This window comes from Bradyrhizobium sp. dw_411, from assembly GCF_018449695.1.
Lineage (GTDB): Bacteria > Pseudomonadota > Alphaproteobacteria > Rhizobiales > Xanthobacteraceae > Bradyrhizobium.
On the sequence record NZ_JAAVUY010000021.1, the window covers coordinates 101,244 to 127,743 of the forward strand.

Below are 26,500 nucleotides of genomic sequence, written 5' to 3' on the forward strand. Positions count from 1 at the left end.
ACCGACATGACCAAGGCCGTGCGTGTGCACAAGGTAGGGGGCCCGGAAGCCCTGGTTTACGAGGCCGTCGATGTGCCAGCACCGGGACCCGGCGAGGTGCGCATCCGCCAGCATGCCGTCGGCCTGAACTTCATCGACGTCTACTTTCGCACGGGCCTCTACAAGGCGCCGGGACTGCCGTTCATCCCGGGCAATGAAGCCGCCGGCGAGGTTCTCGCGGTCGGGCCCGGCGTGACCAATTTTCATCCGGGCGACCGCGTCGCCTATTATTTCAATCTCGGTGCCTACGCCTCCGAGCGCAACATCCCCTGGGAAAAACTGGTCAAGCTGCCCGATCATATTACGTACGAGCAGGGCGCTGTCTTGATGCTGAAAGGCCTGACGGTCTGGTATCTCCTGCACAAGACCTTCAAGGTCGAGCCGCACCATCGTGTGCTGATTCACGCCGCCGCGGGCGGCATCGGCTTGCTGGCGTGCCAGTGGGCCAGAGCGATGGGCGCACATGTCATCGGCACCGTCGGCTCCAAGGCCAAGGCCGATCTCGCGCTCGCCAATGGCTGCGATCATGTCATCCTCTACAACGAGGAAGATTTTGTTGCGCGGGTGAAGCAAATCAGCCGCAACGAACTCTGCGACGTCGTGTATGACGGCGTCGGCAAGACCACCTTTCCGGGTTCGCTGTCCTGCCTCAAGCCGCGCGGCCTGTTCGTCAGCTTCGGCAACGCGTCGGGCCCGGTGCCGCCATTCTCGATCGCCGAACTCAACAATCACGGCTCGCTGTTCGCGACCCGGCCGAAGCTCAATGATTATGTCGGCAAACGCTCCGAATTGCTCGAGGGGGCGGATACGCTATTTGCGGCTGTCATCAACGGCAAACTGCACGTGCCGATCAACCACGCCTACGCGCTGAAGGATGTCGCCAAGGCGCATATCGATCTGGAAAGCCGCGCCACGACCGGTGCGTCGATCCTGAAGCCGTAGACTGGTTCTCCGTCATTGCGAGCGAAGCGAAGCAATCCATGGGGCGACAAAGCTGGATTGCTTCGTCGCGTGCGCTCCCTTGCGCAAACGCTTCGCGTTTGTCGCAGGCAATGACGAGGATGCCCACCTAAAATCCCGCGACGCTGCCGTGCAGGTCGTATTGATCGGCGCGCTCGATTTTCGCGGTGACGATCTCGCCGACACGCAGCGGACGGCGGCTGGAGAGGTAGACCGCGCCGTCGATGTCAGGCGCATCGGCCTTGGAGCGACCTTTCGAGACGGTCGGTCCGACTTCGTCGATGATGACCTGCTGGCGCGTGCCGACCTTGCGCTTCAGCCGGCGCGTGGAAATGGTCTGCTGACGCGCCATCAGCGCATTCCAGCGATCCTGCTTGACTTCGTCGGGCACGGCGTTGCCGATGGCGTTCGATGAAGCGCCCGCGACCGGTTCATATTTGAAGCAGCCGACGCGATCGATTTCGGCCTCCTCGAGCCAATCCAGCAGATAGGCGAAATCGGAATCGGTCTCGCCGGGAAAGCCGACGATGAAGGTCGAACGCAGCGTCAGCTCAGGACATTCCTCGCGCCACTGCTTGATCCGCGCCAGGGTTTTGTCCTGCGCCGCCGGACGCTTCATGGCTTTTAGAACTTCCGGGCTCGCATGCTGGAAGGGGATGTCGAGATAGGGCAGCACCTTGCCCTGCGTCATCAGGCCAATGACTTCGTCGACATGCGGGTAAGGGTAGACATATTGCAGCCGCACCCAGGCGCCGAATTCACCGAGCTCGCGCGCCAGATCGAAGAATTTCGCGCGGACCTCGCGATCCTTCCACGGGCTGGCGGCATATTTGATGTCGACACCGTAGGCCGATGTGTCCTGCGAAATGACCAGCAATTCCTTGACGCCGGCGGAGACCAGTTTCTCCGCCTCGCGCAGCACGTCGTTTGCCGGACGTGATACCAGATCGCCGCGCAGTTTCGGGATGATGCAGAAGCTGCAGCGATTGTTGCAGCCTTCGGAAATCTTCAGATACGCATAATGCCGCGGCGTCAGCTTGATGCCCTGTGGGGGCACCAGATCGATGTGGGGATTGTGGACCGGCGGCAGCGCGCGATGCACCGCGTCGAGTACGCTTTCATATTGCTGCGGGCCTGATATCGACAGCACGCCGGGATAGGCGGCCTCGATCTGTTCAGGTTCCGCGCCCATGCAGCCGGTGACAATGACCTTGCCGTTTTCGGCCATGGCTTCGCCGATCGCGCCCAGCGATTCCTGCTTGGCGCTGTCGAGGAACCCGCAGGTGTTCACGATCACAAGATCGGCACCGTCATGCTTGCGCGCCAGCTCATAGCCTTCCGCGCGCAGCCGCGTAATGATGCGCTCGGAATCCACCAACGCTTTGGGGCATCCCAAAGACACAAAGCTGACTTTGGGCGCGGCGGCCTGTTGCATGTTTGATCTGCCTGATTGACAGGCAGGAACTAGTCCCAATTGCTCATAATTACAAGGCTTCAAGCCCGCGGATGGCATGCTATGGATGATGGCCGGAATGCGAGTGATCGATGGGCGCCGAGTCGTCTCCCAAAATAGTTATTGTCGACGAAAGCCCGATCCGTGCCGCGATCCTGGAGGAGGGGCTGCGGGAGGCGGGCTATACCAGCGTCGCGCATATCAGCGAGATGCAGAGCCTGCTCAGCCGGATCTATGCGCTCGATCCCGACGTCATCCTGATCGATCTTGAAAATCCCAGCCGTGACGTTCTGGAGCAGATGTTCCAGGTCAGCCGCGCGGTACGGCGGCCGATCGCGATGTTCGTCGATCAGAGCGACTCCGCGTCGATCCAGGCTTCCGTCGATGCCGGCGTGTCCGCCTATATCGTCGATGGATTGAAGAAAGAGCGCCTCAAACCGATCCTCGATCTCTGCATTTCGCGCTTCAATGCGTTTTCGAAGCTGCAGGACGAACTCGATCGCGCCAAATCCGCACTCGAGGACCGCAAGGTGATCGACCGCGCCAAGGGAATCCTGATGAAGCTGAAGGGGCTGACCGAGGACGAAGCCTATGTGCTGCTGCGTTCGACCGCGATGCGCGAGAAAAAGAAGATCGGCGAGATCGCGCAGTCGATCCTGACCGCGTCGGAGCTGCTGAAATGACCACACCGGTGCACATTGGTTTCATTCCGCTGGTCGACGCCGCGGCCCTGATCGTCGCCGTCGACAAGGGATTTGCCGCCGCGGAGGGACTCGACGTCACGCTGGTGCGGGAAGTGTCGTGGTCGAATGTGCGCGACAAGCTCAACATCGGCATGTTCGATGCCGCGCATCTGCTGGCGCCGGTCGCAATCGCCTCCAGCCTCGGGATCGGTCACGTCAAGATGCCGATCGCAGCACCCTTCAATCTCGGCCTCAACGGTAATGCGATCACGGTTTCACCCGCGCTGCATGCTGCGATCCTGGCAGAGATCGACGGCGACCCATTCGATCCGATGGCCACCGCGCTGGCGCTGTCGCGGGTTGTCGCCACGCGGCGAAAGAACAATGCCGAACCGCTGACCTTCGGCATGACATTCCCGTTTTCGACCCACAATTATCAACTGCGGTTCTGGATGGCCGCTGGCGGCGTCGACCCCGACGAGGACGTTCGCCTTGTGGTGCTGCCGCCGCCCTACATGGTGGACAGCATCGCCGGCGGGCAGATCGACGCGTTTTGTGTGGGCGCGCCCTGGAATTCGATCGCGGTCGATCGCGGCGTCGGCCATATCCTGCACTTTGTCTCGGATATTCTGCTGCGCGCCGCCGAAAAGGTGCTCGCGATCCGGCAAAGCTGGGCCGAGAAAAACCCGCTAGTCGTTGCGGCGATGGTGCGGGCCGCGTCTCGCGCGGCTGAATTCATCGAGCAGCCGCATAATCGCTCCGAGGTGGCGCGCATTCTGGCGCAGCCGGAACGCATCGGCGTCGATGCGGAGGTGATCCAGCGAACACTCGATGGCCGGCTCAAGATTTTGCCCGATGGCACCATGCGCGAGAGCAGCCGCTATCTGCTGGTGGGGCGCGAGGACGCGGCCCGTCCGGATCGGGCGCAGGCCGCCTGGCTCTATGCTCAGATGGTCCGCTGGGGGCAGGCCTCCTTCAGCCCGGAGGCGCTGGAGACGGCCAAAGGGGTTTTCCGGGCCGATCTCTACGACGCGGCGCTGGGCCTCACAGCCAAGCCCGCCAATGGATCGGATGCGGTCGGGGCCTTCGCCGGCCCCGCGTTCAATCCCGACGACATTGCCGGCCATCTGGCAGCCTTCCGGATCGGACGCCAGAAATCCTGATCCTATGAAGCAATATTAGGCACAGGCCCAAGTGGGCTAATTTTTAAGCTGATTGCTTACATTTAGCGGTGGCGGGGGCCTTCGGGTTCCGCGCGTCTTTTTATAAGACATTGAAAAATATCGACAATTTATACCGGTCGGCATGGCACGCAACTTGAATGTTGCAGTGCAGCCAGCCGTCGCAGATGCCCGCTGGCTTACGTCCAAGATGGATTTCCGCAGCAACGAGGCTGGTAGGTCCGCACCCTGGAATTGAGCCCGGCGATCTCCGTCGACCTGATTCCTGCGCGGTCACATTCCGTTTCCCGTTGGCGCCACCGGTTGTGGCCGCAGGAGCTTCGTCACGCACTATGAAACTAGAAACTCTCCCGATCGACTTTACCGACGAGCAGAAGCGCTACCTTGAGGGATTTACCACCGGCCTTCAAATTAGCCGGGTCGGGCGCGGTCTCGGCGGCGGCTCAGCGTCCAAAACCAGCGCCGAGCCAATCGGCCCTGATGCGGCGCATTTCAAGGCGCAGGACAAGGTTCTCGCGTCGGGCAAGAAACTCGTCGATCAGGAAAAATTCAAACGCGAGGAGCATCCGTTCGATGCCTATCCGCGGCTGAAGCAGCAGGCGCTCGACAATGTGCCGCCGTCGCCGGCGGATAATTTTCGCTGGCGCTATTACGGCCTGTTTTATGTCGCCCCGGCGCAGGATTCCTACATGTGCCGCCTGCGGATGCCGAACGGAATCCTCACGCATTGGCAACTCGCCGGGATGGCCGATCTTGCCGAACGTCTGTGCGGGCCGTTCTGCCATGTCACGACCCGCGCCAATTTGCAGGTGCGTGAAATTCCGCCCAAGCATGCGGTCGCGTTGATCGAGGGCATTCAGGATCTGGGCCTGTGCTCGCGCGGTTCCGGCGCCGACAACATTCGCAATGTCACGGGTACGCCGACCGCGGGGATCGATCCGCAGGAACTGATCGACACCCGCGAATATGCCCGCGAATGGCACTACCACATTCTCAACGACCGCTCGCTGACGGGATTGCCGCGCAAGTTCAACGTCGCATTCGACGGGGCGGGCAAGATCGCGGTGCTGGAAGACACCAACGACATCGCCTTCGCCGCGGTTGAGGTGAAAGACGGCTTTGACGTCGAGCCCGGCGTCTGGTTTCGCCTCGGGATTGGCGGCATCACCGGGCATCGGGATTTTGCGAAAGAGACCGGCATCATCGTCAAGCCGGCGGATGCGACGAAAGTGGCCGACGCCATCGTGCGGGTCTTCATCGATCTCGGCGACCGCACCAACCGGCTCAAGGCTCGGCTGAAATATGTCATCGACGGCATGGGCATGGATAAGTTCCTTGTCCTGGTTGAAGAGAAACTCGGCCACGCCTTTACCCGCGTGCCTGCCGAAGCGCTCGCACCGCGCCCGGCGTTCGACCGCATGGCGCATATCGGCGTGCATCAGCAGAAGCAGGACGGCCTCAACTGGATCGGCATTTCGCTGTCGCTCGGCAAGCTGACCTGCGAACAGATGCGCGGCCTGGCGAAAATTGCTCGCGATCTCGGCGACGGCGACATCAGGCTGACGGTCTGGCAAAACTTGCTGATCCCGGGCGTGCGCAACGAGAATGTCGGGCTGGCGACGGCAGAGATCGAGAAGATCGGACTGGCGGTCACGGCCTCGCAAATCCGCGCCGGCTTGATTGCCTGCACCGGAAATGCCGGCTGTAAGTTCGCGGCTTCCGACACCAAGCGCCACGCCGCCGAGATCGGCGACTGGTGCGAGCCGCGCGTCGACATCGACACGCCGCTGAACATCCACCTGACCGGCTGCCATCACTCCTGCGCGCAGCATTACATCAGCGATATCGGCCTGATCGCCGCCAAGGTGCCGGTCGGCGAAGAGGACGACACGGTCGAGGGCTATCATCTGTTCGCGGGCGGCGGGTTCGGCCCCAATGCCGATGTCGGTCACGAGGTCTATCATGACCTCAAGGCCGAAGACGCGCCAAAGACGGTCGAGAAACTGTTGAAAGCGTATCTCTCGCATCGCACTTCGCCGGATGAAACCTTCCTGACATTTGCACGCCGCCACGACGGCGAAACGCTGCGCAAGCTTGCGGATGCGGAGGCCTCCACATGAACCAGATGACACCTCCGCCGAAGATCGAAATCATTCCGACCAGCGCACCGTTCTCGGAGGCGCAGCGCTCCTGGCTGAACGGCTTCTTTGCCGGGCTGCTTTCACCTGACAGTGCCGCACCCTTGTCGGCAGAGCAGGGCGCCGCCGTGCTGCAAGGCGATGGCGACGACGGCGAGGCACCGTGGCACGACCAGACCATGCCGATTGCCGATCGTATGAAGCTCGCAGAAGGCCGCCCGATGCGTCGGCGCATGATGGCGGCGATGGCGCAACAGGATTGCGGCCAGTGCGGCTATAACTGCAACGACTATTCCGACGCGATTGCAAGCAAGGCCGAAGGGCGTCTTAATCTCTGTGTCCCCGGCGGCAAGGAAACCGCCCGAATGCTCAAGGCGCTGAACGAGGAGTTGGAAAAGGCGCCGGCGCTTGCGCCTGGTGCTCCGGCAGCCGCTCCGGCCCCCACAACGCCTGCGGTCACGGCGGAGCCGGGCCGTTCTCGCGACAATCCGATAGAGGCGACGTTCTTGTCGCGCCGTCTGTTGAACAAGACCGGGTCGGAGAAGGAAACCTGGCACATCGATTTCGACCTCAGCGGTTGCGGCCTCGATTACGTCGTCGGCGACTCCTTCGGCATTTTCGCGCGCAACGATATCGGCCATGTCGATCAGATCATCGCGCTGCTCGGCGCTTTGCACACCACTCCAATCCGGGGCAGGACTTTGCGTGAAGTCCTGACCGACGAGGTGTCGCTGGCACCCGCGCCGGATTCGCTGTTCGAACTGATCTCATTCATTACCGGCGGTGCGTCGCGCGAAAAGGCGCGGGCACTGGCGCAAGGCGAAGATCCCGACGGCGATGCCGCGACGCTGGACGTGATGGCGACGTTGCAAAAATTCTCCGGCGTGCGTCCGCATCCTGAAGCCTTTGTCGAAGCGCTGGAGCCGTTGCAGCCGCGGCTCTATTCGATCTCGTCGTCACACAATGCCACGCCGGGCAGACTGTCGTTGACGGTGGATTGCGTGCGGTATGTCATCGGCAAGCGCAAACGCCTCGGATTGGCATCGACCTTCCTCGCCGAACGCATTCAGCCCGGCGATCCCGTAAAGGTCTATATTCAGAAGGCTCATGGCTTCGCGCTGCCGGAAGACCCGAAAATTCCGATCATCATGATTGGGCCCGGCACCGGTATCGCGCCGTTCCGCGCGTTTTTGCTGGATCGCAAGGCGACCGGCGCGCCGGGCAAGAACTGGCTGTTCTTCGGCCATCAACGCAGCGCCAGTGACTTCTTCTATTCCGACGAACTCAACGCCCTGAAAACATCGGGCCTGTTGACGCGGTTGTCGCTGGCCTGGTCACGCGATGGCGACAAGAAGTTTTATGTGCAGGATCGCATGCGTGAAGTCGGCCGCGAAGTGTGGACATGGCTGGCAGAGGGCGCCAACATCTATGTCTGCGGCGACGCCAAGCGAATGGCCAAGGATGTCGAGCGCGCGCTGGTCGATATCGTCGCCCAGCACGGTGCACGATCGACCGACGAGGCCGTCAGCTTTGTCGGCGACCTGAAAAAGAAGGGCCGGTTCCAGCAAGACGTCTACTGAAAGCGGGAACCGGTTCCAATATGACGCAAATTCGAACGAATAAAATTCTCGCCTGAATCCTTCGCAGAGAATTTTTCCCTGCGAAAGGAGTCTGCCGGAGTATTCGTATCGCTATTTCCGTTGGTGTCTTGCATCCAGCCGCGAACGATATTCAGTTATCGTTCATGTTGCGTTGGAGATCCACCATGCGCGAGTTATCGGCGGAAGCCCGTCTGCACCTGTACGCGCGTTCCCTGTCCCGGCGAACCGGAACAGGATTTCACGCCGCGGCGTTCTATAGCGCGTTTGCGCTCATTGCGGCCGTATTGTTCGGCACGCTTTCGGTTCACCCGTTCTAACGCTTACTTCGCCGTCTTGAACGGCGCGACGTCGATACCGGCATCTTTCAACGCCTGCTTGACGGCACGCGCGATATTGACCGAGCCCGGCGTATCGCCGTGGATGCACACGGTGTCGGTGCGCATTTTTATGACCTTGCCCGTCACCGATATCACGGCGCCGTCCTGAATCATCCGTACCACGCGGTCGGCGATCTGTTTCGGATCATGCAGCACCGAACCGGGCTTCTTGCGCGACACCAGCGTGCCATCGTCCTCGTAAGCGCGGTCGGCGAATACTTCGTGGGCCAATGTCAAACCGGCGGCTTCGCCGGCCTGCACTAATTTCGTATTAGCCAGCACGACAAAGATAAGGCTGGGATCGACCGCCTTGATGGCGGCAGCAATCGCGCGCGCCGTGGTGTCTTCCTCGCAGGCCACGTTCGACAGCGCGCCATGCGCCTTGACGTGCGTGACCTTGTAGCCCGCAGCGGTCGCGATCGCCTGGAGCGCGCCGATCTGGTAGGCGACGAGATTTTCGATCTCGGATGATTTCATGCCGTAAAACGGCCGGCGGCCAAATCCATGAATGTCGCGGTAGCCCGGATGCGCCCCGACGCTGACGCCACGCGCCTTCGCGAGTTCGACGGTCTTGCGCATGGTGTCGTAGTCGCCGCCGTGGAAACCACAGGCCACGTTGACCGAAGTGGCGACGTCAATCATGGCGGCGTCGTTACCCATCTCCCAGGCGCCAAAGCTTTCTCCGAGGTCGCTGTTCAGATCGACTGTTTTCATGTTTCTTGTCCGCTTGTTGGTTGTGTTTAAAACTAGTCCTGCGTCAACGTTTCCGCAGGTGAAAGAACCTGCCACGTCCTGGCGTCGATGGCGCTGACGGCAGCTCCCGCGACGTTGGCATCCCTTAGCGCCTCGATGTTGAGATCAAAATTTTCGATGGCGCGCAAGCGGTCGGGCAGGGTGCGCAGCAGCTCGGCGAATTTGCGCGCCTCGGCTTGTGCTTCGGCCATGCTGACGGCCTTGAAATGAAAGCCGGTTCCAGCCGAAATCTGGGCAAAGCGGCCGTGATCGGCCGAGATGACGGTCGCGATCTTGGGATAGCCGCCGCTGGTGCCGCGGTCGGGCATCAGCACAATCGGCGCGCCATTGCCGGGCACCTGGATACTGCCGCCTACGGTACCGTCGGAGACGATGTTGTGGCCGTGCAAATGTTTGATCGCGGGGCCTTCGAGCCGATAGCCCATGCGGTCGCTGGTCGCCGAAATCTTCCACTCGCTGTCCAGGAACAGAGCTTTTTGGTCGTCGGCGAATTCGTCGTCCTGCGGACCAAGTACGACGCGGATCGGCGCCTTGATCGCAGGCGGAAGCTCGATCCGGCGCTCGGCAGTTCCGCTGGCGGCCGTGACCTGCAATTCATCGCCGGCCTGCAGAGGGCGCGGGTAGGGGCTGCCGAGCCCGGCGCGGGCATTCACGGCCATGCTGCCAAACACCGGCTCGCCCGCGATGCCGCCTTCGATTGCCAGATAGCTGAACAATCCGCTGCGGGCAAAACCGAGCTTCAAGGTCTCGCCCTCGGCGAGGGTCAAAGACGTATCCGGCGCGACGGCGCGCCCGGCGATATCGGCGTTGCGCGACGCGCCCGCGAGCGCGACACGAACCGCACCTTCGCGCGCCGTGAACGCGGCGCCGAACGGGCCGATTTCGATTCCGGCTGCAAACAGCGCGTTACCGACCAGACAATTGGCGGTAGCGAGGCCCAACCGGTCCATTGCGCCGCTTGGCGTGAGACCGTAACGCTGGGCGCCGAAGCGGCCGCCGTCCTGCACCGAGCTTGAGGGGCCGATCGCTGAAATAACGAGTTTGCTCATGAGGATATCAATTCGGCGACGATCTCGCCGCGTTCGGCCGCGCGATCCTGTTCCGCGAAGGTCTTGGCATCCACCGAAGAGAACGTGACGTAGTCGCCGGGCTCCAGCAGGAAGGTTGGATCGCGATGCAATTGATAAGTTCGTACCGCGGTCTGTCCCAACAGATGCCAGCCGCTTGGTCCGGCCAGACATTGCACCCCGGTCTGTATGCCGCCGATCGAGATCGTGCCGGCCGGGGTCAAGAGACGCGGATTCTGCCGCCGCGACATATGCAGCGATTCCTGGAGGCCGCTGAGATAGGACCATCCCGGCGTAAATCCGATCATGGCGACGCGGTAATCGCCGGCGGTGTGCCGCGCCACGATATCGTCGGGCGTGGTCTTGAGTGTCTTGGCGACGTCCTCAAGGTCGATGCCGTGCTCGCCGCCATAGACCACGGGGAGGCGCCAACGCCGGGTTTTGGTTGCCGCCGGGACCGGGAGTTGCGCCAGCGCCGCCAGCTTCTCGCTCAGCGCCTCAAAATCGATCTGCATGGGATCGTAGTGCACCAATAGCGACCGATAGGTCGGCACCGTCTCGGTCACGCCGGCGATGGGTTCCCGCGCCAGGGTACGATCCAGCGCCAGCACGCGCTGGTTGGCGGTGTCATCGATGGTGCGGCTGAATTCTACCGTAATGGCGCTGTCGCCGCTCGGCAGAAGGCGGGGTAGGGCTGATGTCGCGGCCATGGCCTCAGAGCTCTTCGATCAAGGCCATGCTCTAGCGCGTTTTGCGGCGAAGTGGAATTCGCTTCATGCAAATCGACTTGGCAAATCGTCTTGCAAGTTCAATAAATTAATCCGCATCCTGATGATAAGATAGGATGATGACGACAAGCAATGCAGCCTCCCATATCGGCGCTAGCGACGCCCCTTGACGCGCCGCTCGCGCCCCGCAAGATGCACCCGCCCGATCCATCCCCACCGGAGTTGCTCGTTCGATGTCCCTGACCCCCGAAGCGATCGCGACACTTTCCAAAGTAACCACCGCCACCATCACCACGGTTCTCCTCAAAAAGGGCCTGCGAAACGTCTGGATCCGCGGTTCGCGTCCGCTGCGCCCGGGACAGAAGCGACTGGTCGGGCCGGCCTTTACGCTGCGTTTCGTACCCGCCCGGGAAGACCTCGCGACCCCTGAATCATGGTCCTCGCCGATTTCGACCCGCACGGCGATCGAAGCCATGCCGGACGGCTGCATCGCGGTGGTCGATGCGATGGGTGTCACCGACGCCGGCATTTTTGGCGACATTCTGTGCGCCCGCATGGTCAAGCGCGGGGTGGCTGCCCTGGTGACCGATGGCGTGGTGCGCGACCTCGAAGGCGTGCTCGGTACGGGATTGCCGGTGTGGTGTGACGGCTATGCCGCGCCGCCCTCGGTGGCCGGCCTGACATTCGTCGGCTGGGGCGAACCGGTCGGCTGCGGCGGCGTTGCGATCTTCCCGGACGATATCATCGTGGCCGATCAGGACGGCGCAGTGGTTATCCCGAAGGCGTTTCTCGATCTCATTCTGACCGAAGGCGCCGAGCAGGAGCGCATGGAAGCCTGGATCGTCAATGAAGTGAACAATGGCGCGGTGCTGCCGGGCCTCTATCCGATGAACGCCGAAACCAAGGCGCGCTACGCTGCGTCAAAAAAATAATCCGGACGAAGAGCGTCCGCAAAAAGGAGGAACATCATGAAAATCGAACTCGCCGGCTCACGGCCGACTCGCCGCGCACCGGCAGAAAATTTCACCGGCACGGTCTGGAACGACCCGATCATCCAGGCCGACGCGCCGGCGCGGATCGTTGCGGCCAAGGTCACGTTCGAGCCGGGCGCCCGCACCAACTGGCATACGCACCCGCTCGGCCAGACGCTGTATGTGCTCTCGGGCGTCGGCCGGTTTCAGACCAAGGGCGGTCCGATCATCGAAATCCGGCCCGGCGACACCATCTGGATTCCGCCGAACGAAAAGCATTGGCATGGCGGCACGCCCACCAATCGCATGACCCATATCGCGATGCAGGAATCGCTGGAGGGGAAATATTCGACCTGGATGGAGCCGGTGACGGACGAGGAATACAACGCGAAGCTCGGCTGATGGCGATCGCGCTTCGCTATAAGCGTAGCGCGGCCTCGCTATTTCTTTCGAGGTTTGTGGCTTGCTGAAGATTTCCGGCCGCTGTGCGCCATGCCCGCAGCGGCTGGTTATAAGGTTGTCTCGGGATTGCCGCGCCGCGTTCAATCAGACCCCGAAGGTCGGCTAGTTGACCCGGGTCCAGGTCTGGCCACCGCAGAATATGCCGCCAAAGGCGCAGCCCTGGACGCGCAGGCTATCGGGGCCTTTTAACGCGATCGTGGAATCATAGGTGCTGCCGCCCTTCGGATCGAAAATGTGCCCGCTCCATTTGGAATCCTTGTCGGGTTTCATATCGATCAAAATCTGGGTGCGGTTCAGGTTCGTTTTTGGGTCTATGGAATAACCGCAGAGATTGGCGCCGCACGGTTCGATCCGGATTTTTCCTTCCTTTTGCTCTGTCAGCCAAATGCCGAGCGGCGAATTGGCCGGCTGCGCAGGCGTCGGCGGAGGGGCGGCTACGCGCGCTGTAGCCACTACCGGCGGCGAGGCGGGTTTGGTGGAGACCGCATCCTGCTGGGCTTGCGGCGCGGGTGCACTGGCCGCAGGCGGGGCAGGGCTATTCGCAGGCGCGACGTTCGCCGTTGCGTTTGAGGGTGCGGGAGCTGTGTTGGCAGGCGCGGGGGCGGGTGTCTGCGGGTCGACCTTCGCCTGGTCGGGCGCCGGCTTGGCGGGACGGTTGCTGTCCTGATTGCTGCGCGCGCGCTTTGCTGGCTTCCCGGTATTGTCATAGACGCCGGGTATCGAAACCGTCCCGCGGTCGGGATCAATGCGGATCGTCTGTCCGTTGTAATCGATTGTGTATTGAGCCTGGGCGGCGGTGCTCGCGAGTAGAAATGCGGCGATCGCAAAAAGCTTTTTCATCATCACCTCCAGGTCAGGTGGAAAATGCCCCGGTTGAATTTCGCCCCGGTCCGGCGTCTCGGCAGTTCAGAGTGGCGCGATCGGCATCTCTTTCCCAGTATGAGTCGGGATGGAAAAGGTTTGGTTCAAATCCGGCGGCCCGCCTGCGCGCTGCTCGCCGGTGTCGAGCCGCCGGTATTTCCGGACGCCGAGCCTGATATTGCCGAACTCAAGGGCCGCATCGCGACTGCCATCGGCTTTATCGGCGGTCTGCAGCCGGCCCAGATCAATGCCGCCGCCGAGAAGGAAGTGGTCTTCACGTTTCGGAACGGGACGACGCGACGTTTTACCGGCCAATCGCTGCTCCTGACGTTCAGCGTACCGCAGTTCTTTTTTCACGTAACGACGGCTTACGACATCCTGCGCCATTGCGGCGTCGATCTCATCAAGAAGGATTTTTTGGGAGTGCCGCCGTGAACGCGGAGTCCTCCCAATCCGGCCAAGTCCAGCCGAATTGACTGATTACATTTCTCCGCCTTCGTGGCCTTCATGGCGAACCACATTCGCCACTGCGGCGCGTCCGCTCATTTCGCTCTTCAGGCGCTCGAACCGCTGCCGCGCCTCGCTCTCGCGATCGTCCACGAATCGGATGGCTTCGTCCGCCTGCATCGGTCCGCTGGTCACCGGCCGGGAATTCTCGCCAATGGTCTCGTCGACAAAATATTGGCCGTTGCCCTCGCGGCGCACAGTCCATTTGAAGCGGATCGCTTCCATCGGGCCGGGGCCCATTTTCGAATAGCCCTCCGCCTCAATCCGTTCAGGGGTGGCGGGCTTTTCTTCGATGGCGGGCTGTTCAGGCTCGCGAACGGATTCGGGATGATCCAGAATGCTGGCGATGGCCGCAAGGGCATGATCGGTCGGGTCGCTTTGACTCAAATTTCCAGCCTCCACCTATAACCCGTTGCGCGGGCAACGAATCCCCATCGCGCCAAGTCTCTTTCTTCGTCCTCGAATGCGGCTGAGTTTTGTCAGCCCGCGCGCAATCCGGCGGTATTCCCTTCCTCCCGCGATCATCTGCGGTGATGAGGGGGCTGCCAGCCGTCAGCCAAGCACTTCCTGGTTGATGACGTTCTGGCGAATGGGCTCGCCGTCGAGCACGCTCAGAATGTTGCGCGCGGTTTGCTCGCTCATCCGGTCGACCGCTTCCACGGTCACGCCAGCGACATGGGGGGCAATGATGACATTGGGAAGCTCGAACAGCGAATGGCCCGCCGGGGGCGGCTCCTGTTCGAACACATCGAGACCCGCGCCCGCGAGCTGGCCGGACGCCAGCGCGTCATACAACGCCGCCTCGTTGACGATGCCGCCGCGGGCGGTGTTGACGAGATAGGCTGTCGGCTTCATGCGCTTCAACCGTGTCGCATCGAACATCGCAATGGTTTCAGGTGTCTTGGGACAGTGAATGCTGACGAAGTCGGCGGTTGGCAGCGCGGCGTCCAGATCGGTAACGGGCTCATATCCGGCCGCCTTGATCTCGGCCGGCGTCTTATAGGGATCGTAGACCAGAACGTTCATCTCCATGGCGAGGCAGCGTTTGGCGGTTCGGGTCCCGATGCGGCCAAAGCCGATAATCAGGACCGTCTTGCCGTAGAGATCGTAGGGCAGTTTGCCGAGCCGGGTGGCCCATTTGCCGTCCTTGACCAGCGCGTGCAGCTCGACGGCGCGTTTGGCCAGCGTCAGCATCATGAACAGCGCCTGTTCGGCGACCGATGGGGAATTGGCGATGCCGACCACCAGCAGGGGAATCCCGCGGCGGCTGAGCGCGGGCACATCGACTGCGTCGTAACCGACGCCGATCCGGGTCACCACCTTCATGTCCTTGGCCGCCTCGATCTCCGGTTCGCCGAACCGGGTCGCGCCAAGCGCCACGCCGTGAACAGGGGCATGCTCGATCAGCAGCGCCTCGAAATCCCGGGCCGAGATCAGGTTGGGAAATTCGATGGTCTCGATGTCGTCGCGCGCATTCAAGACCGCGCGTCCCGGTTGCGACAGCGTTTCCGTGATGAAAATTTTCTTCTTGTTGGCCGTCATTCCAAACTCCCCGCCGAGTTCCCTGCCTGATTTTCTTGCTGGCCGCATCGCCTTTTTTGATGCAACCGCAACGTCGTTTAGCAGGTGGTTCTTATCGGGGTCCACTGCCAATCCAGCGCGCTTGGGCGTGGGAACGGCGATATTATTGCGCTGCACGTAATGACAAAGGAGAAGGCAGGATGCGCGCAAATGTCACCGCATGCTTCATCATGAACCCTGTGGTGGCGCGGTAGACTTGGTTGCCACGAAAACGATAGAGTCCGGATTCGGAGGAGGCGCGCTGGCGCGGTATTTCCGAGATCGAAAGGGAGGCTAAATGATGATCCGCCTGACACCGGCAGCACCTGCGCAAATGAATTGGCGCTTTGCGCTTGGGGCAGTCGTCGTCATGCTTCTCGGCACGCCTCCGGCGGCCGAGGCACAGGGGCTGGTCAAGGGTGTCCAGCAGGGCGCCGAAGCAGGCAACAAGGCCGCCGGGCCGGTTGGCGGCGTGTTGGGAGGTGCCATCGGCGGGGTGGTCGGCGTATTCAACGGCGTGCTCGGTGTCGGGCAGAACGGCCAGAGCGCGCAAGCCCCGGCCGCGAACGGAGCCAAGCAGACCGATTCCGCCAAGAATGCCAAGAGCACCAAGACCGCCAAAGATACCAAGGACACGAAGGGTACCAAAACCGCCGCCAAGGCCGGAGCGCCCGCAGTGCTGACGCAGGACGGCGCACCAACCCTGAGCGCCGAGCAGATCGTCGCCAACAGCGATGCCGACATCGATCGGATCAAGTCCGAATTGAACCTGACGCCGGAGCAGGAGAAAAACTGGACGGCGTTCAACAGCGCGATGCACTATCTCGGCCATAACGGCGCCGACCGTCTCAACCTCAGAATAGCGCGCGCCCAACGCGACCCGCCTGACGATATTATCGAGCAGATGCGCAACGAGGCCCAGTTTCTCAACGACCGCGCCGTCGATCAACGCGGCGTTGCCGATGCGGCCGAGCCGCTGTTCACCAGCCTCGACGACAAGCAAAAGGCGATCTTCATTCAGGAAATGGTGCGCCTGAGCCATGAGCGCGGGCTGGATTAAAGCGGACCGCGAAGGGGACGCCGACGACGCGGTGTCGCTGCGCCGCGAATAGCCGGGCACGCATGCCCTGGGGTAGGTTGAAGGCGCGGCACCCGGCTATCCTGCCGCAGCGGCGCGGCGCGTCAACTCGTCATGCAAAATTGAAGAAAAGCTGACCGCTTCGCGCCCGAGATATGGCCGCGTCATGGCCTTGTCGGGATTTAGCTGCCCGCAGCGCGAGACAAGCACTTTTGCAAAACACAACCGGCCAGCATTGCGCTGGCCGGGATTTCCGCAAAAGCGCGAGAAGACGCCTTATTCCTTCGGGAAGTTGAGCTCCACGCCGACGCCATCGGGATCGTAGAGAAAAAACTGCGTATCGCCGGTACGCGGCACGATGCTTTCGCGGAATGCCACGTTGCGGGACTGCAGGCGCTTGCGCACGCCGGCAACGTCGGTCGCGGCGAAGGCAATATGGTCGAGACGGCCGGTATTGTCGTATTTTTTCTCGGTACCACGCACCACGATGCCCTCGCGGGGTGTGCGCGTACCCATCAAATGCACGGTCGCGACACCGCCGGAATAGAGCCAGTAGCCGGGGAAACCGAGCGGCGGCCGGTCGCCATTCTCAAGCCCCAGCACATCGCAATAGAAATCCTTGGTTCGCTCCAGATCCGAAGGTTCGATCGTATAGTGTTGCAGTCCGCCAAGTGGCATCGTGGTTCTCCTTAGACAAAGATCAGGTTGGCGCCCGCGCCAATCATGAGGCGGTGATCGCCAGCTCCCTGTCGATCTGCTCGATCGACTTGCCGCGGGTCTCAAGCCCGAAGAAATAATACACCGCTCCGGTCATCAAAAACCAGCAGCCGAGATAGACGAATGCCAGCGGAATCTGCGGCAGCGGCACGTCGGGCTTGAGATAATTGCCCGAGCCGACGATCAAGGCGAGGCCGACCGGCCCGATGATCTTGCCGATACCGCCGAAGCCATAGGCCGACCCCATGCCCGAGGTGCGCAGATGGGAAGGCCAGACTTCGGCCGCATAGGGGCCGACGATGGCAAATCCGCCATCGGCAAAAAAGTAGCCGACGGCCAGGATGAGCCAGAATGCCGACACGCCCATGATCGTCGTATCGTAGTTATAGCCTGCCACGATGGTCAGGACACCTGCGCCGAAACCCAGCAGGCCGCCGGCATTGCGCCGGCCCATCCATTCCGAGAAAAACGCAAAGGAAACGCGGCCCACGAAGCCGAAGATCGTCAGCAGGATCATCATTTTTGCGGCTTCCTGCGGCGTGACCTTGAGCAGCAGGACGAACAGCGACGGCACCCAAAGCGTAATACCGTAGACGCCGGTCTGTGCGCCGGCATTGCCGAGCCAGGAGACCAGCAGGCTGCGCGGATATTTGAACAGGTCGGACCAGTTGGATTTGATGACCGGCCCGGCGTCCGCGGCGGTCGGTAGCGGCAGCGCGGAGGGGTCCATCTGCAGCGCCCATGCGAGCGATTTACGCGCTTCCTCATAGCGGCCCTGACGGCACAGCCAGCGCGGCGATTCCGGCACCCAGAGGCGAACCAGCAGGATCAGCAACGCCGGCAATACGCCGATCGCGAACAGTACCCGCCATTCGCCACTGCCCACGGAGGCGCCGAGCAGCGCGCCGAGGCCGGTGCCCAGCGGAATCACACAGGTCACGAGACCGCCGACCCAACCGCGCTTGGAGGAGGGCATGAATTCCTGCACCAGCGGCAAATCCACGCAATAAAGCCCGCCGACACCGACACCGACAAAGAACCGCATGACCGAAAGATAGATCCAGCCATTGTCGGGCGTGAAATACAAAAGGCCGGTCGCGATCGAGAAGTTCAGCACGGTCCCGACAAAGACCTTGCGGCGTCCGACCCGATCGGCAAGCCAGCCCCATACATAGGCGCCAATGATGGCGCCGATGCCGGAACTCATCAGCACGGTGGCTGACTGGCCGAAGGTGAGTTTCCAGGGCCCGATCAGGAAGGCCAGCACAAAGCCGATCAGGAAGTAGTCGAAGAATTCGAGTGCGTCGCCGATAATGGCAGCAGCAAGGATTTTAATCTGGTTGCCGGTCAGACTCGTCCGTCGATCGAGTATCTCGAACATGGCGCTTCCCCTGGCGCTTGTTTCTTTTGAGCCAGCGTCGCGCCTACGCACCGGCAGTGACACCAAGGCTATCCTGTCAACGTAACGGGCGGAAGCCCGGGCTGACGCGGGGCGACCTGCGTAAAAGGAGGTCCGTTGGTCCCATGACCGCCCCGGATTTCACCGTCCGGAAAAGGCCCCGGGCTAATTATTTAAGGTTTGCTGCTAGACTTGCCGAGGTTTGAGCGAGGCCAGCGCGCCGATGGAAGAAAGACGAAAGTACCCGCGAACCGAAATAAACCAGCCGGCCTATGTGTCGTCAGGCGGTTCCGTCATGAGCTGTGTGGTGCGCAATATCTCGGCCGAGGGGGCCGCGATCGACGTCGGGAACGCGGCTTTCGTCCCTGCGCACTTTCGCCTGGTGATGGCGAGCGATTCGTCGGTCTATGAATGCAACGTTGCCTGGATCCAGCAAAACCGGATCGGCGTGATCTTTGTTGCAGCGTCACCATCCGGGTCTTAACGACGCTTCCGTGGCTTGTTCTGTCACGACGCATCCCAACGCGCGCGCACGCTTGCCGCGAATCAGCGGGATTCTGCTATCCCCTGAGGAACAGATTCTCGACGAGGTATGGGCACTTGCAAAGCAGTGTGGGTTCGCGCGCCTTTCATAACGCAAGGCAACAAAAGCAATTCAAAAAACAGGCTGAGGTCTTGCTGCCGGCGGCAATTGCAGCCTATCGCCAGGGTAAGCACGCGGAGGCCCAGGCGCTTTGCCGGCAAATTCTCAAGGACTTGCCCGAGCACTTTGATGCGCTGCATTTGCTCGGCTTTTCCGAACTGGATTGCCAGCGGTTCGAGGAAGCCGAGAAGACACTCACGCGAGCCGTTAATGTTGAGCCGCGGAATGCAGAAGCACGCTCCAACCTCGGATTGGCATTGTTCAAGTTGTCGCGCTACGACGCCGCCCGCAAAAGCCAGGAGAAGGCGGTTGCTCTCAAGCCGAATTTTCCGACAGCGTGGACAAATCTCGGCAACACGCTGATGCGACTGGGGCTCTTTGAGCAAGCCGTTGACGCCCATGACCGTGCGATCCGGTTCAAACCCGATTACGCTGACGCCCATTGCCATCGCGGCTCGGCCCTGTTGCTGCTTGGCCGGCACGATGAGGCCAATCGGAGTTTCGATCGCGCACTTTCGTTTCAACCCCGCCATTTGCAGGCCATCGCCGGCAAGGGGTTGGTGAGTCTCCAACTGCGACATTGCGAAGCGGCGCTCGCCGCGTTTGACTCAGCGCTCGCGATCAAGCCGGACTTTGCGGAGATTTTGAATCACCGCGGACGGGTCCATCAGCAGATGGGACAATTCGCTTTGGCAGAGGCCGATTATGACGCCGCCCTTGCGATCGATCCTGCCATGGAATCCGTGTGGCGGAGCAAGGCCGCCCTTAAAGTCCTGCTGGGCGATACCGCGTCGGCCATGGCCGCCTGCATGAAGGCGCTCGAACGGGATCCGGCCTCGGAGATCGCGATCGCGCTGCTCGGCACCTGCTATGCCAGGCAAGGAGACATCGCGACGGCGGTCGAGCACTTCAACCGCGCGCTGGCCATCAAGCCGGACTACGAAGAAGCGATAATGAAGAAAATCTTCGCGCTTGATTTCGCTCCCGATGCGGACTTTGCAGTCCATCAGGCGGCCAGACGGGCCTGGTGGAACGCGATTGGCGCCAGGATCAAGCGGAGAGAGTTGCCGCGTCTGGTGCCGAATCCAAACAAGCGGATCGTTGTCGGCTATGTTTCCCCGGATTTCAGGTCTCATTCGGTAGCCCTTGGATTCTTGCCGGTGCTGCGGAATCATGATCGCGGGCAGTTTCAAATCATCTGCTATTCCTGCTCGCCGCTGCGGGACGTGATAATGGATGAATGTCAATCGCTGGCCGACCAGTGGGTCGATGCGTGGCAGTTTTCCGACGACGAACTGGCGGATCGGATTCAATCCGATGGTGTCGATATTCTCGTTGACCTGTCCGGCCACGCAGGGGGCAACCGGCTTACGGTCTTCGCCCAAAAGCCTGCGCGCATCCAGGTCACTGGCCTGGGCAACGGGACCGGTACCGGCCTGCAGACCATGGATTATCTTCTGACGGACCCTGTCTCGGTTCCGGAGGCGGCCCGGCCTCTGTTCGCGGAAAGAATTTACGATCTACCCTGCGTGATCACGACCGAAGCGTTGGCGGGTCAGCAACCGTCAGCGCTTCCGATGATCCGCAACGGGTATGTCACCTTCGGCGTATTCAACAGGATCGACAAGATATCCGAAGACGCGCTTATCGTATGGTCGAAGCTTCTGCAGCAGGTTACAGGATCCATCATCGTCGTCAAAAACAGCGCGCTGGACGATCCGTTCCTGCGCGATGGCCTGATCGGACGTTTCGTGGCTCATGGGATTTCTGCGGACCGTATCAGATGCCTCGGATCGACGTTACGCCATGAACATCTCGCCGAATTCGCCAACATCGACATCTCGCTCGATCCGTTTCCGCAAAATGGCGGTGTCAGCACCTGGGAATCGCTGCAGGCAGGCGTTCCCGTCGTTACCAAGCTCGGCACAGGCACGACGTCGCGCCTCGGCGGCGCCATCGTGAAAGCGGTCGGCCTCGATGACTGGGTGGCCGAGAACGATGATGGTTACAACTCGATCGCCCGAACCTATGCGTCGATGGCGCCGCAGTTGGAGGCACTCCGCGCCGGCTTGCCCGCCAGGGTGGCGGCCTGCGCGGCCGGAAATGGTGCGATCTATACGCGCCGGGTGGAAGAGGGCTATCGCCAGTTCTGGCGCGACTATTGTGCTTCGGTATCGCAAGCCAGCGGCCTCAGGCCCGGGCCCGAATGAGCTCTTCGACGGTGGCATTTTCGCGGATTTTCAGACCGTGAAGATTGGTGGTGAAAGTGCAGTTGCCCTTGGCAGTGCATGAAAGAGTGCCGCCGGCGCCACTGCATCCGTAACCACTTCGTCCCGTACTGGGGATGAACTTCCCGCTGCCATTAAAGCAACTCTCCTCAACCTGATTTATCGTGAAATGGAATTTGGGAGGCGTGGGCTTCGCAGAAGCCGAGTTCGTCAATCCGGCCAAAACGGCAAACAGAACGACCCATGCCAGGGCGATCGGTCCAATCAGAAATTGCATAACGACGTCGAGCCGGTTGGTGTCCCACTGGTCAGTTGCGTTGGTCATGTCATTCCCCTGTTCCTAGGCTTGGCCGAGGGGTACATGAGGGGCTTTGTTGGCACTGTGACCTGTGTCACTAAAGCCGTATCGGGCCGGGCACGGTCGATCCGGCAGCGCTGTGGCAACGTAACGCCGCAAAAAAGGCCGATCACGAGATAGACTGAAACAAACCAGAGTCTGTTCGGCATTAACGCCTGGGGGAGAGGCGGCCGCAGCATCAGTGTCGTTCGAGCCCGGAGGCCGCATGAAACGCTTCGCCGTTCTGCTGGCGACAGTCTTTATCCTGGGAGGCCTGGGCACCTTGAGCGCCTGTTCTCCCGAACCCGACACGACAGGCGCAATAAGCAATTGCGTGAGGGATTTGTTTCCTTCCTACAATCCGAAGATCATGGATCAGTGCGTGAATGCCTGCAAGAAATGCGACCGCGGCACGACGACCACCTGCACAACGTCGTGCACGCTAAAGGGCGCGCGCTAGGCGAGGGCGACCGCTCCTTCGACCCGGCCAAGACATGTTCGTGTTTAAATGCAGATTATCCAATCAAGTAATTGATTTTAAATGATGGTTCAATACGGTGAGCACGGGCAACAGGCTGACGGAAGGGGCGACCCGCCGACCTCGTCGATTTTTGCTGTCAAAAACAGCCTTTCAAAACACAAACTACGGTCTCGGCCACGGCGATTTAACGGGACAAGACCGAGAGCGGACTTCACGCGACTACGATCATTGTAACCGGTCTGCTTCTGCCGAGGGCACCGGCCGCGGAAATACCGAGCACATCGAATGAAAGGCCTGCAACGCTGCTCACCAACTAACTAGCCGATTTCAATCCGCTCCTTAGCTCAATCCCATCATGCAGACGGCAAGGGCTTCCATTCTGCGTTCTGCAGCTTCAGCGTTGATGTGATAACTGGTTTCCAAGAAATATCGACGCTCAAACTGAAAATCTTCCGGATTGCAAGCGATAGCAAGACCCTCGGCGCTTAGGCGGGTCTTTATCGATTGAATGATCAACTGATCCTTTGGTCTGCTTAAGTCGAACAATGGATTTCGCATCGTAACGGGCCAAGTGAGCATAAGAGTTGCACCGCGCTCTGTCAGGTGCGTCTTCAGGGCCTGAAGTTGTTGGATCGCAAAATCGCTGACCTCTCCGTTCGAATAAGGATCGTCATGTAACGCGATCGGCGGTGCGGATGTCAGGAGAATATCGCCGCGAGAGCTCATAGATTTATATGAATAGCCATGCCACTCGATGGCGCCGGTCGTAGAATTTGCTTCTACCGTCGCAAGAACCTTGTCTTGAGAGTCTGACGGTATCCGACGAATGAGCGCTCTCGTCAGCAGTGACGTAAAAGAGGAGCGCCGAAAATAGCTTAATAGTAATTCAGGAGACCAATCCATGTATTTGGCACCCCAACTCGACATGTTCGCGACCTGCCAACTGCTGATGTCGGGCGTAGCTGCGTAATAGCCTAATTCAAGAGGCATCACGATCAAGTCGCCCGCTTTGGCAAATTTCTCCACCATTTTGATGTGAAATTCCAACGATAGTCCCGCGTGCCCGGCGATATTGACCACCGGCTTGCCGATGAGGTTCTCAAGCGTTTTGCTATCAAAACCGAACAGCGAGTTCGAGCCGCTTGCTATTATTATTTTTGGTTCGACTATGTGCGCTGCACGATATTCCTTGGCGAAATAGACATCCGACAACCAGTGTTCAGCGCGCTCGTAGCGTCCGAGCGACAATACGTACAACAGCGGAACGATGATCGCCGTAAACACTGCAGATTTTACAAATAACGAAATTCGTCTCATGCGATGTCCTAGAAGTTAAAATAGAGAAATTCCGAGACACCGGAGGTCACGAACGACATCGCAATAAGCGAGATGGCCAACGCTGCGCCCGAAACGACGGTTGTCTTGTCCAGGTGCTGTGCGTCCGTACAAAATTCGATAGTTGTTTTTGCAAAAAGAACAATGGCGAAGCCCAGTCCGATCAAAAGGGTGCCATTACGCTGTTGAAGATCAAACATTTTCAATAGCGAGCCGTCCCCGATGTTCATCATTGAGGACAAGACACGATGCGCGGATTTGAGATCTTTTGCTCGAAAAAATACCCACGCCACGTTTACGAAGCTGAACGTCAGGAACCAGGCAAGAGCTACAGGCATGTGGCGACCGTACCTCGACCACGCTCGATGAATCACGATCGCCGCGCCATGAAGGCCGCCCCAAATGACGAATGTCCAACTGGCCCCATGCCAAAGCCCGCCGACCAAAAACGTCAGGAATAAATTGAAATACGTGCTCAGCTCGCCAGATTTGTTTCCTCCGAGCGGTATGTAGACATAATCTCGAAGAAAGCGGCTCAGCGTAATGTGCCAGCGTCGCCAGAAATCCTGGATGTTGATTGCGCGATAAGGTGAATTGAAATTGATTGGCAGTCTGATGTTGAGGATTAGCGCCGAGCCAATCGCCATGTCGGTGTAGCCGCTGAAATCAAAGTAAAGCTGAAACGAGTATCCAAGACTGGCGGTCCATGCTTCGATGCATCGAAGCGCATCGCCGGTGTCGAATCCCGCAGAGGCGTACACTGCAAATGTGTCGGCGATCATTACTTTCTTGAAGAGACCGATGCTCAGGATGGACAAACCCGTCATGACGTTGGCGCTGTTCAACAGGCTGTTTTTGGGGTCAGAAAATTGGGGAACGACTTCTTTGTGATGGACGATTGGCCCGGCTATCAACTGCGGAAAGAATGTTACAAACAGCGCATAGTTGAGGAAATTATAACCCTGCGTTTCGCCACGGTAACTATCGACAAGATAAGCGATCTTCTGGAACGTAAAGAAGCTGATGGCCAGCGGCAGCACGATGCGATCCAACTGAAAGCTTGTGCCTGCAACGCTATTTATGTTGTCGACCAAAAAGTTCGCGTATTTGAAATAAGCCAGCAAGCCAACGTTGAAACCTATGCCGGCGGTCAGGAGTGCCGTTCGATTGAACGGCGAAAGCCGCGTAGTGCCAAGTACCGTTCCGACGCAATAGTTGATGAAAATCGAAATAATTATCAGTGGCAGATACGCCAATCCCCACCAAGAATAAAAGGCGAGGCTCGCGGCAACTAGCCATGCTTTCGCGAAGACTGCTGATGCGAAATAGTTTAGCAAAAAAAAGACTGCGACGACCGTCGGCAGAAACAACAGCAGATATGCATACGAGTTAAAAAGCACGTCGATCGATCCGTCGAAATCGCTCGTTTTTCATATTAAGAAGAGCCGATCCCTGATCGACGATGGTCGGACTGTCAGACATTCCCGACGAGTGCCGAGCGGCTCACTCCGGCCGCAATAGCCAATGATTAGCGTCGCGCGGGGAGATCGCACGTCACAACTACTAATAGCTATTTCGAACTTCCCCCCAGCAAAACGCAGGACCACCTAGTCACAATCTCTGCGCGTGATCAAGCGGCCGATTCCATTTTCCGGGAGAGATCATGGATCGTGTTCCCGTCGCGAGTTGTCTGGTTAGTCGAAATCGCCAAAAATTGAAAATCTTTGCAATCTGAGGCGAAGTAGGTCAAGGTCTAAAAAAAGGTGAAGCGGGGGAATACAGTGCCTTCAGCGAAGAAAGATCAACGCATAGAGGATTTTTTCGAAGAGCGGGCGCGCGCCGGCGATGGCCCGTTCGGTATTGCATATGCGATTCTGAATCTTGCTGATGCTCAGATTGCTACCGCGCGTGCGCTTAATAAGCTCGGTGTCGCGGACGCGTCCACACCGTTTGGCGCGATGGAAAATCTGGCAATGGAATTAAAACGCGTGGGCGAAGCCGTTTCGGGCGCGTTGTCGGAGGCGGGCACAACTATCGCCGATGCTTTGTCGAAAGAAGGCGACTGATGGACGTCGACTGTCCACGCTTAAAGTTCGCCCCTCAATTGGTTCGCTTCGATTGGAATGCGCGAAACCGGTTCATCGACGCTTCGCCGGCCGCCGGATCGCCTGCTTTGCTCTCGATTGCCGCATTCAATCCGATCGACAATTTTTCGATGTCTTCGAGCACTTGCTCGTAGGGAGGCTCCAGACCGCGAAGTTCAAGCTCCGCGGATAGATCGATCTGGATCTGCCACCACTGCGATTTTACGAAATCATTAGCAAGACTTTGGAATGCGTGTACCCATTGCGATTTAGCTTCTTCGTCCGACAGGGCTGCATATTTTCGACCGCGCGCGGCGTATTCGGCCACGTCGTCGATCCTCTCGCTTTGAATCCATCCGAGAACATCTTTACGCAGATCATCGCTCATTTGCTTTTGCCTTTAGTCCGATTCCGACAAGCCGGTGTCTGTTGGCCTCGACTATTTGTCGCGCGCGTTCGATGGTCGCTTCAGTTCGCTTTAACGCCTCGAGTTCTCGCTCGAGCCTTTCGAATATCGGAATCATCACCGGACCATCAAGCACGACGAAATACGCCGACAGAATGAAGCAACGCTCGAGTTCCTCGATCGTTACCGGCTGCTCACGCGGTCGCTTGGCGGTTGCTTTGCGCATTTTAGCTCATTAGGATTCCGAGGCTTGTCAGAGGCAAGCGGCCCGCCGTGGTGTTACGAGCACCCCGACGAGCCTGACCCGAACCATGAGGTAGTCATGACTCAAGCTGTTGCTGAGAATACCACACCTATGCCTGGCGTTGCTCCGGCATTTTCTCTAGATAATTCTGGATCTTCGCGTCGCGCTGTTCTGTTTGGAGCGGCGGCTTCCATACCGGGCATGGCC

The 26,500-nt window shown here is 59.8% G+C and carries 28 protein-coding genes; 14 read left to right on the plus strand and 14 right to left on the minus strand.

Features of this window, described 5'->3' with window-relative positions:
• Positions 1-6: 6 nt before the first annotated feature.
• Positions 7-981, plus strand: coding sequence for a quinone oxidoreductase (locus tag HB676_RS28835; RefSeq protein WP_213741881.1), 975 nt, complete (start codon positions 7-9; stop codon positions 979-981).
• A gap of 127 nt (positions 982-1,108) precedes the next feature.
• On the opposite strand, the gene rimO is transcribed toward HB676_RS28835, so the two are convergent.
• The gene (gene rimO, locus HB676_RS28840) at positions 1,109-2,434 is read right to left on the minus strand and encodes a 30S ribosomal protein S12 methylthiotransferase RimO (protein WP_213741882.1); all 1,326 of its coding nucleotides are present in this window, start codon (positions 2,432-2,434) and stop codon (positions 1,109-1,111) included.
• A gap of 110 nt (positions 2,435-2,544) precedes the next feature.
• On the opposite strand from rimO, the gene HB676_RS28845 reads away from it, so the two are divergent.
• The 5 genes from HB676_RS28845 (at position 2,545) to HB676_RS28865 (ending at position 8,372) form a co-directional block, all read left to right on the plus strand.
• A complete protein-coding gene (locus HB676_RS28845) occupies positions 2,545-3,135 on the plus strand; it encodes an ANTAR domain-containing protein (RefSeq protein ID WP_213741883.1) in 591 nt (196 codons plus the stop codon).
• A complete protein-coding gene (locus HB676_RS28850; RefSeq protein WP_213741884.1) occupies positions 3,132-4,298 on the plus strand; it encodes a CmpA/NrtA family ABC transporter substrate-binding protein in 1,167 nt (388 codons plus the stop codon). The genes HB676_RS28845 and HB676_RS28850 overlap by 4 nt, the downstream gene beginning before the upstream one ends.
• 350 nt (positions 4,299-4,648) lie before the next feature.
• Entirely contained in the window at positions 4,649-6,436 is a 1,788-nt protein-coding gene (locus HB676_RS28855) for a NirA family protein (protein ID WP_213741885.1), read from the plus strand.
• Positions 6,433-8,034, plus strand: a complete 1,602-nt coding sequence (locus tag HB676_RS28860; protein ID WP_213741886.1) for a sulfite reductase subunit alpha — start codon at positions 6,433-6,435, stop codon at positions 8,032-8,034. Before HB676_RS28855 ends, HB676_RS28860 begins: the two co-directional genes overlap by 4 nt.
• 185 nt (positions 8,035-8,219) lie before the next feature.
• Complete coding sequence (locus tag HB676_RS28865; protein WP_213741887.1) at positions 8,220-8,372, plus strand: hypothetical protein; 153 nt, start codon at positions 8,220-8,222, stop codon at positions 8,370-8,372.
• Between the two features lie 3 nt (positions 8,373-8,375).
• Here the strand turns inward: HB676_RS28865 and HB676_RS28870 are convergent, their stop codons facing one another.
• Genes HB676_RS28870 through pxpB form a run of 3 tightly spaced genes read right to left on the minus strand, consistent with a single transcriptional unit; the run spans position 8,376 to position 10,962 of the window.
• Positions 8,376-9,146, minus strand: coding sequence for a 5-oxoprolinase subunit PxpA (locus tag HB676_RS28870; protein ID WP_213741888.1), 771 nt, complete (start codon positions 9,144-9,146; stop codon positions 8,376-8,378).
• A 32-nt stretch (positions 9,147-9,178) separates the two neighbouring features.
• The gene (locus HB676_RS28875; RefSeq protein WP_213741889.1) at positions 9,179-10,234 is read right to left on the minus strand and encodes a biotin-dependent carboxyltransferase family protein; all 1,056 of its coding nucleotides are present in this window, start codon (positions 10,232-10,234) and stop codon (positions 9,179-9,181) included.
• Positions 10,231-10,962, minus strand: a complete 732-nt coding sequence (gene pxpB, locus HB676_RS28880) for a 5-oxoprolinase subunit PxpB (protein WP_213741890.1) — start codon at positions 10,960-10,962, stop codon at positions 10,231-10,233. Before pxpB ends, HB676_RS28875 begins: the two co-directional genes overlap by 4 nt.
• Positions 10,963-11,213: 251 nt before the next feature.
• Here pxpB and HB676_RS28885 point away from each other — a divergent pair, with 251 nt between their 5' ends.
• Both HB676_RS28885 and HB676_RS28890 read left to right on the plus strand, forming a co-directional pair.
• Positions 11,214-11,912 (plus strand): ribonuclease activity regulator RraA, encoded by a 699-nt coding sequence (locus tag HB676_RS28885; protein WP_213741891.1) that lies wholly within the window; start codon positions 11,214-11,216, stop codon positions 11,910-11,912.
• Positions 11,913-11,948: 36 nt separating this feature from the next.
• Positions 11,949-12,353, plus strand: a complete 405-nt coding sequence (locus HB676_RS28890) for a cupin domain-containing protein (protein ID WP_213741892.1) — start codon at positions 11,949-11,951, stop codon at positions 12,351-12,353.
• Between the two features lie 162 nt (positions 12,354-12,515).
• Here HB676_RS28890 and HB676_RS28895 read toward each other — a convergent pair whose 3' ends face one another.
• The gene (locus HB676_RS28895; protein ID WP_213741893.1) at positions 12,516-13,253 is read right to left on the minus strand and encodes a DUF2147 domain-containing protein; all 738 of its coding nucleotides are present in this window, start codon (positions 13,251-13,253) and stop codon (positions 12,516-12,518) included.
• A gap of 99 nt (positions 13,254-13,352) precedes the next feature.
• Between HB676_RS28895 and HB676_RS28900 the strand changes: the two genes are divergently transcribed.
• A complete protein-coding gene (locus HB676_RS28900; RefSeq protein WP_275944978.1) occupies positions 13,353-13,709 on the plus strand; it encodes a DUF1993 domain-containing protein in 357 nt (118 codons plus the stop codon).
• 45 nt (positions 13,710-13,754) lie between these two features.
• Here HB676_RS28900 and HB676_RS28905 read toward each other — a convergent pair whose 3' ends face one another.
• On the minus strand, positions 13,755-14,168 hold the full coding sequence (locus HB676_RS28905; RefSeq protein WP_213741895.1) for a hypothetical protein: 414 nt from the start codon (positions 14,166-14,168) through the stop codon (positions 13,755-13,757).
• 165 nt (positions 14,169-14,333) lie between these two features.
• The gene (locus tag HB676_RS28910) at positions 14,334-15,323 is read right to left on the minus strand and encodes a hydroxyacid dehydrogenase (RefSeq protein ID WP_213741896.1); all 990 of its coding nucleotides are present in this window, start codon (positions 15,321-15,323) and stop codon (positions 14,334-14,336) included.
• A 319-nt stretch (positions 15,324-15,642) separates the two neighbouring features.
• Here HB676_RS28910 and HB676_RS28915 point away from each other — a divergent pair, with 319 nt between their 5' ends.
• Complete coding sequence (locus HB676_RS28915) at positions 15,643-16,401, plus strand: Spy/CpxP family protein refolding chaperone (protein ID WP_213741914.1); 759 nt, start codon at positions 15,643-15,645, stop codon at positions 16,399-16,401.
• Between the two features lie 294 nt (positions 16,402-16,695).
• On the opposite strand, the gene HB676_RS28920 is transcribed toward HB676_RS28915, so the two are convergent.
• Together HB676_RS28920 and HB676_RS28925 are read right to left on the minus strand one after the other, a co-directional pair.
• Positions 16,696-17,097: a VOC family protein gene (locus tag HB676_RS28920; protein ID WP_213741897.1), complete on the minus strand. Its 402-nt coding sequence runs from the start codon at positions 17,095-17,097 to the stop codon at positions 16,696-16,698.
• Between the two features lie 43 nt (positions 17,098-17,140).
• Positions 17,141-18,517, minus strand: coding sequence for an MFS transporter (locus HB676_RS28925; protein ID WP_213741898.1), 1,377 nt, complete (start codon positions 18,515-18,517; stop codon positions 17,141-17,143).
• A gap of 241 nt (positions 18,518-18,758) precedes the next feature.
• Here HB676_RS28925 and HB676_RS28930 point away from each other — a divergent pair, with 241 nt between their 5' ends.
• Both HB676_RS28930 and HB676_RS28935 read left to right on the plus strand, forming a co-directional pair.
• The gene (locus tag HB676_RS28930) at positions 18,759-19,019 is read left to right on the plus strand and encodes a PilZ domain-containing protein (RefSeq protein ID WP_213741899.1); all 261 of its coding nucleotides are present in this window, start codon (positions 18,759-18,761) and stop codon (positions 19,017-19,019) included.
• A gap of 116 nt (positions 19,020-19,135) precedes the next feature.
• The gene (locus HB676_RS28935) at positions 19,136-21,388 is read left to right on the plus strand and encodes a tetratricopeptide repeat protein (protein WP_213741900.1); all 2,253 of its coding nucleotides are present in this window, start codon (positions 19,136-19,138) and stop codon (positions 21,386-21,388) included.
• Here the strand turns inward: HB676_RS28935 and HB676_RS28940 are convergent.
• Positions 21,369-21,731, minus strand: a complete 363-nt coding sequence (locus HB676_RS28940; RefSeq protein ID WP_213741901.1) for a hypothetical protein — start codon at positions 21,729-21,731, stop codon at positions 21,369-21,371. The two genes, HB676_RS28935 and HB676_RS28940, sit on opposite strands and share 20 nt — an antisense overlap.
• Before the next feature lie 238 nt (positions 21,732-21,969).
• Here HB676_RS28940 and HB676_RS28945 point away from each other — a divergent pair, with 238 nt between their 5' ends.
• Positions 21,970-22,203: a hypothetical protein gene (locus HB676_RS28945; protein WP_213741902.1), complete on the plus strand. Its 234-nt coding sequence runs from the start codon at positions 21,970-21,972 to the stop codon at positions 22,201-22,203.
• A gap of 360 nt (positions 22,204-22,563) precedes the next feature.
• Here the strand turns inward: HB676_RS28945 and HB676_RS28950 are convergent, their stop codons facing one another.
• Together HB676_RS28950 and HB676_RS28955 are read right to left on the minus strand one after the other, a co-directional pair.
• The gene (locus HB676_RS28950) at positions 22,564-23,541 is read right to left on the minus strand and encodes a hypothetical protein (RefSeq protein ID WP_213741903.1); all 978 of its coding nucleotides are present in this window, start codon (positions 23,539-23,541) and stop codon (positions 22,564-22,566) included.
• A gap of 8 nt (positions 23,542-23,549) precedes the next feature.
• On the minus strand, positions 23,550-24,959 hold the full coding sequence (locus HB676_RS28955; RefSeq protein ID WP_213741904.1) for an MBOAT family protein: 1,410 nt from the start codon (positions 24,957-24,959) through the stop codon (positions 23,550-23,552).
• Positions 24,960-25,340: 381 nt separating this feature from the next.
• On the opposite strand from HB676_RS28955, the gene HB676_RS28960 reads away from it, so the two are divergent.
• A complete protein-coding gene (locus HB676_RS28960) occupies positions 25,341-25,625 on the plus strand; it encodes a hypothetical protein (RefSeq protein ID WP_213741905.1) in 285 nt (94 codons plus the stop codon).
• A gap of 34 nt (positions 25,626-25,659) precedes the next feature.
• On the opposite strand, the gene HB676_RS28965 is transcribed toward HB676_RS28960, so the two are convergent.
• Complete coding sequence (locus tag HB676_RS28965) at positions 25,660-26,031, minus strand: hypothetical protein (RefSeq protein WP_213741906.1); 372 nt, start codon at positions 26,029-26,031, stop codon at positions 25,660-25,662.
• Entirely contained in the window at positions 26,021-26,275 is a 255-nt protein-coding gene (locus HB676_RS28970; protein WP_213741907.1) for a hypothetical protein, read from the minus strand. Before HB676_RS28970 ends, HB676_RS28965 begins: the two co-directional genes overlap by 11 nt.
• Positions 26,276-26,500 lie beyond the last annotated feature (225 nt).

Coding starts and splice junctions, on each gene's coding strand:
- HB676_RS28835 (WP_213741881.1), top strand. CDS start 7: ATGACCAAGGCCGTGCGTGTGCACAAGGTAGGGGGCCCGGAAGCCCTG.
- rimO (WP_213741882.1), bottom strand. CDS start 2,434: ATGCAACAGGCCGCCGCGCCCAAAGTCAGCTTTGTGTCTTTGGGATGC.
- HB676_RS28845 (WP_213741883.1), top strand. CDS start 2,545: ATGGGCGCCGAGTCGTCTCCCAAAATAGTTATTGTCGACGAAAGCCCG.
- HB676_RS28850 (WP_213741884.1), top strand. CDS start 3,132: ATGACCACACCGGTGCACATTGGTTTCATTCCGCTGGTCGACGCCGCG.
- HB676_RS28855 (WP_213741885.1), top strand. CDS start 4,649: ATGAAACTAGAAACTCTCCCGATCGACTTTACCGACGAGCAGAAGCGC.
- HB676_RS28860 (WP_213741886.1), top strand. CDS start 6,433: ATGAACCAGATGACACCTCCGCCGAAGATCGAAATCATTCCGACCAGC.
- HB676_RS28865 (WP_213741887.1), top strand. CDS start 8,220: ATGCGCGAGTTATCGGCGGAAGCCCGTCTGCACCTGTACGCGCGTTCC.
- HB676_RS28870 (WP_213741888.1), bottom strand. CDS start 9,146: ATGAAAACAGTCGATCTGAACAGCGACCTCGGAGAAAGCTTTGGCGCC.
- HB676_RS28875 (WP_213741889.1), bottom strand. CDS start 10,234: ATGAGCAAACTCGTTATTTCAGCGATCGGCCCCTCAAGCTCGGTGCAG.
- pxpB (WP_213741890.1), bottom strand. CDS start 10,962: ATGGCCGCGACATCAGCCCTACCCCGCCTTCTGCCGAGCGGCGACAGC.
- HB676_RS28885 (WP_213741891.1), top strand. CDS start 11,214: ATGTCCCTGACCCCCGAAGCGATCGCGACACTTTCCAAAGTAACCACC.
- HB676_RS28890 (WP_213741892.1), top strand. CDS start 11,949: ATGAAAATCGAACTCGCCGGCTCACGGCCGACTCGCCGCGCACCGGCA.
- HB676_RS28895 (WP_213741893.1), bottom strand. CDS start 13,253: ATGAAAAAGCTTTTTGCGATCGCCGCATTTCTACTCGCGAGCACCGCC.
- HB676_RS28900 (WP_275944978.1), top strand. CDS start 13,353: ATGAGTCGGGATGGAAAAGGTTTGGTTCAAATCCGGCGGCCCGCCTGC.
- HB676_RS28910 (WP_213741896.1), bottom strand. CDS start 15,323: ATGACGGCCAACAAGAAGAAAATTTTCATCACGGAAACGCTGTCGCAA.
- HB676_RS28915 (WP_213741914.1), top strand. CDS start 15,643: ATGATCCGCCTGACACCGGCAGCACCTGCGCAAATGAATTGGCGCTTT.
- HB676_RS28920 (WP_213741897.1), bottom strand. CDS start 17,097: ATGCCACTTGGCGGACTGCAACACTATACGATCGAACCTTCGGATCTG.
- HB676_RS28925 (WP_213741898.1), bottom strand. CDS start 18,517: ATGTTCGAGATACTCGATCGACGGACGAGTCTGACCGGCAACCAGATT.
- HB676_RS28930 (WP_213741899.1), top strand. CDS start 18,759: ATGGAAGAAAGACGAAAGTACCCGCGAACCGAAATAAACCAGCCGGCC.
- HB676_RS28940 (WP_213741901.1), bottom strand. CDS start 21,731: ATGACCAACGCAACTGACCAGTGGGACACCAACCGGCTCGACGTCGTT.
- HB676_RS28945 (WP_213741902.1), top strand. CDS start 21,970: ATGAAACGCTTCGCCGTTCTGCTGGCGACAGTCTTTATCCTGGGAGGC.
- HB676_RS28950 (WP_213741903.1), bottom strand. CDS start 23,541: ATGAGACGAATTTCGTTATTTGTAAAATCTGCAGTGTTTACGGCGATC.
- HB676_RS28965 (WP_213741906.1), bottom strand. CDS start 26,031: ATGAGCGATGATCTGCGTAAAGATGTTCTCGGATGGATTCAAAGCGAG.
- HB676_RS28970 (WP_213741907.1), bottom strand. CDS start 26,275: ATGCGCAAAGCAACCGCCAAGCGACCGCGTGAGCAGCCGGTAACGATC.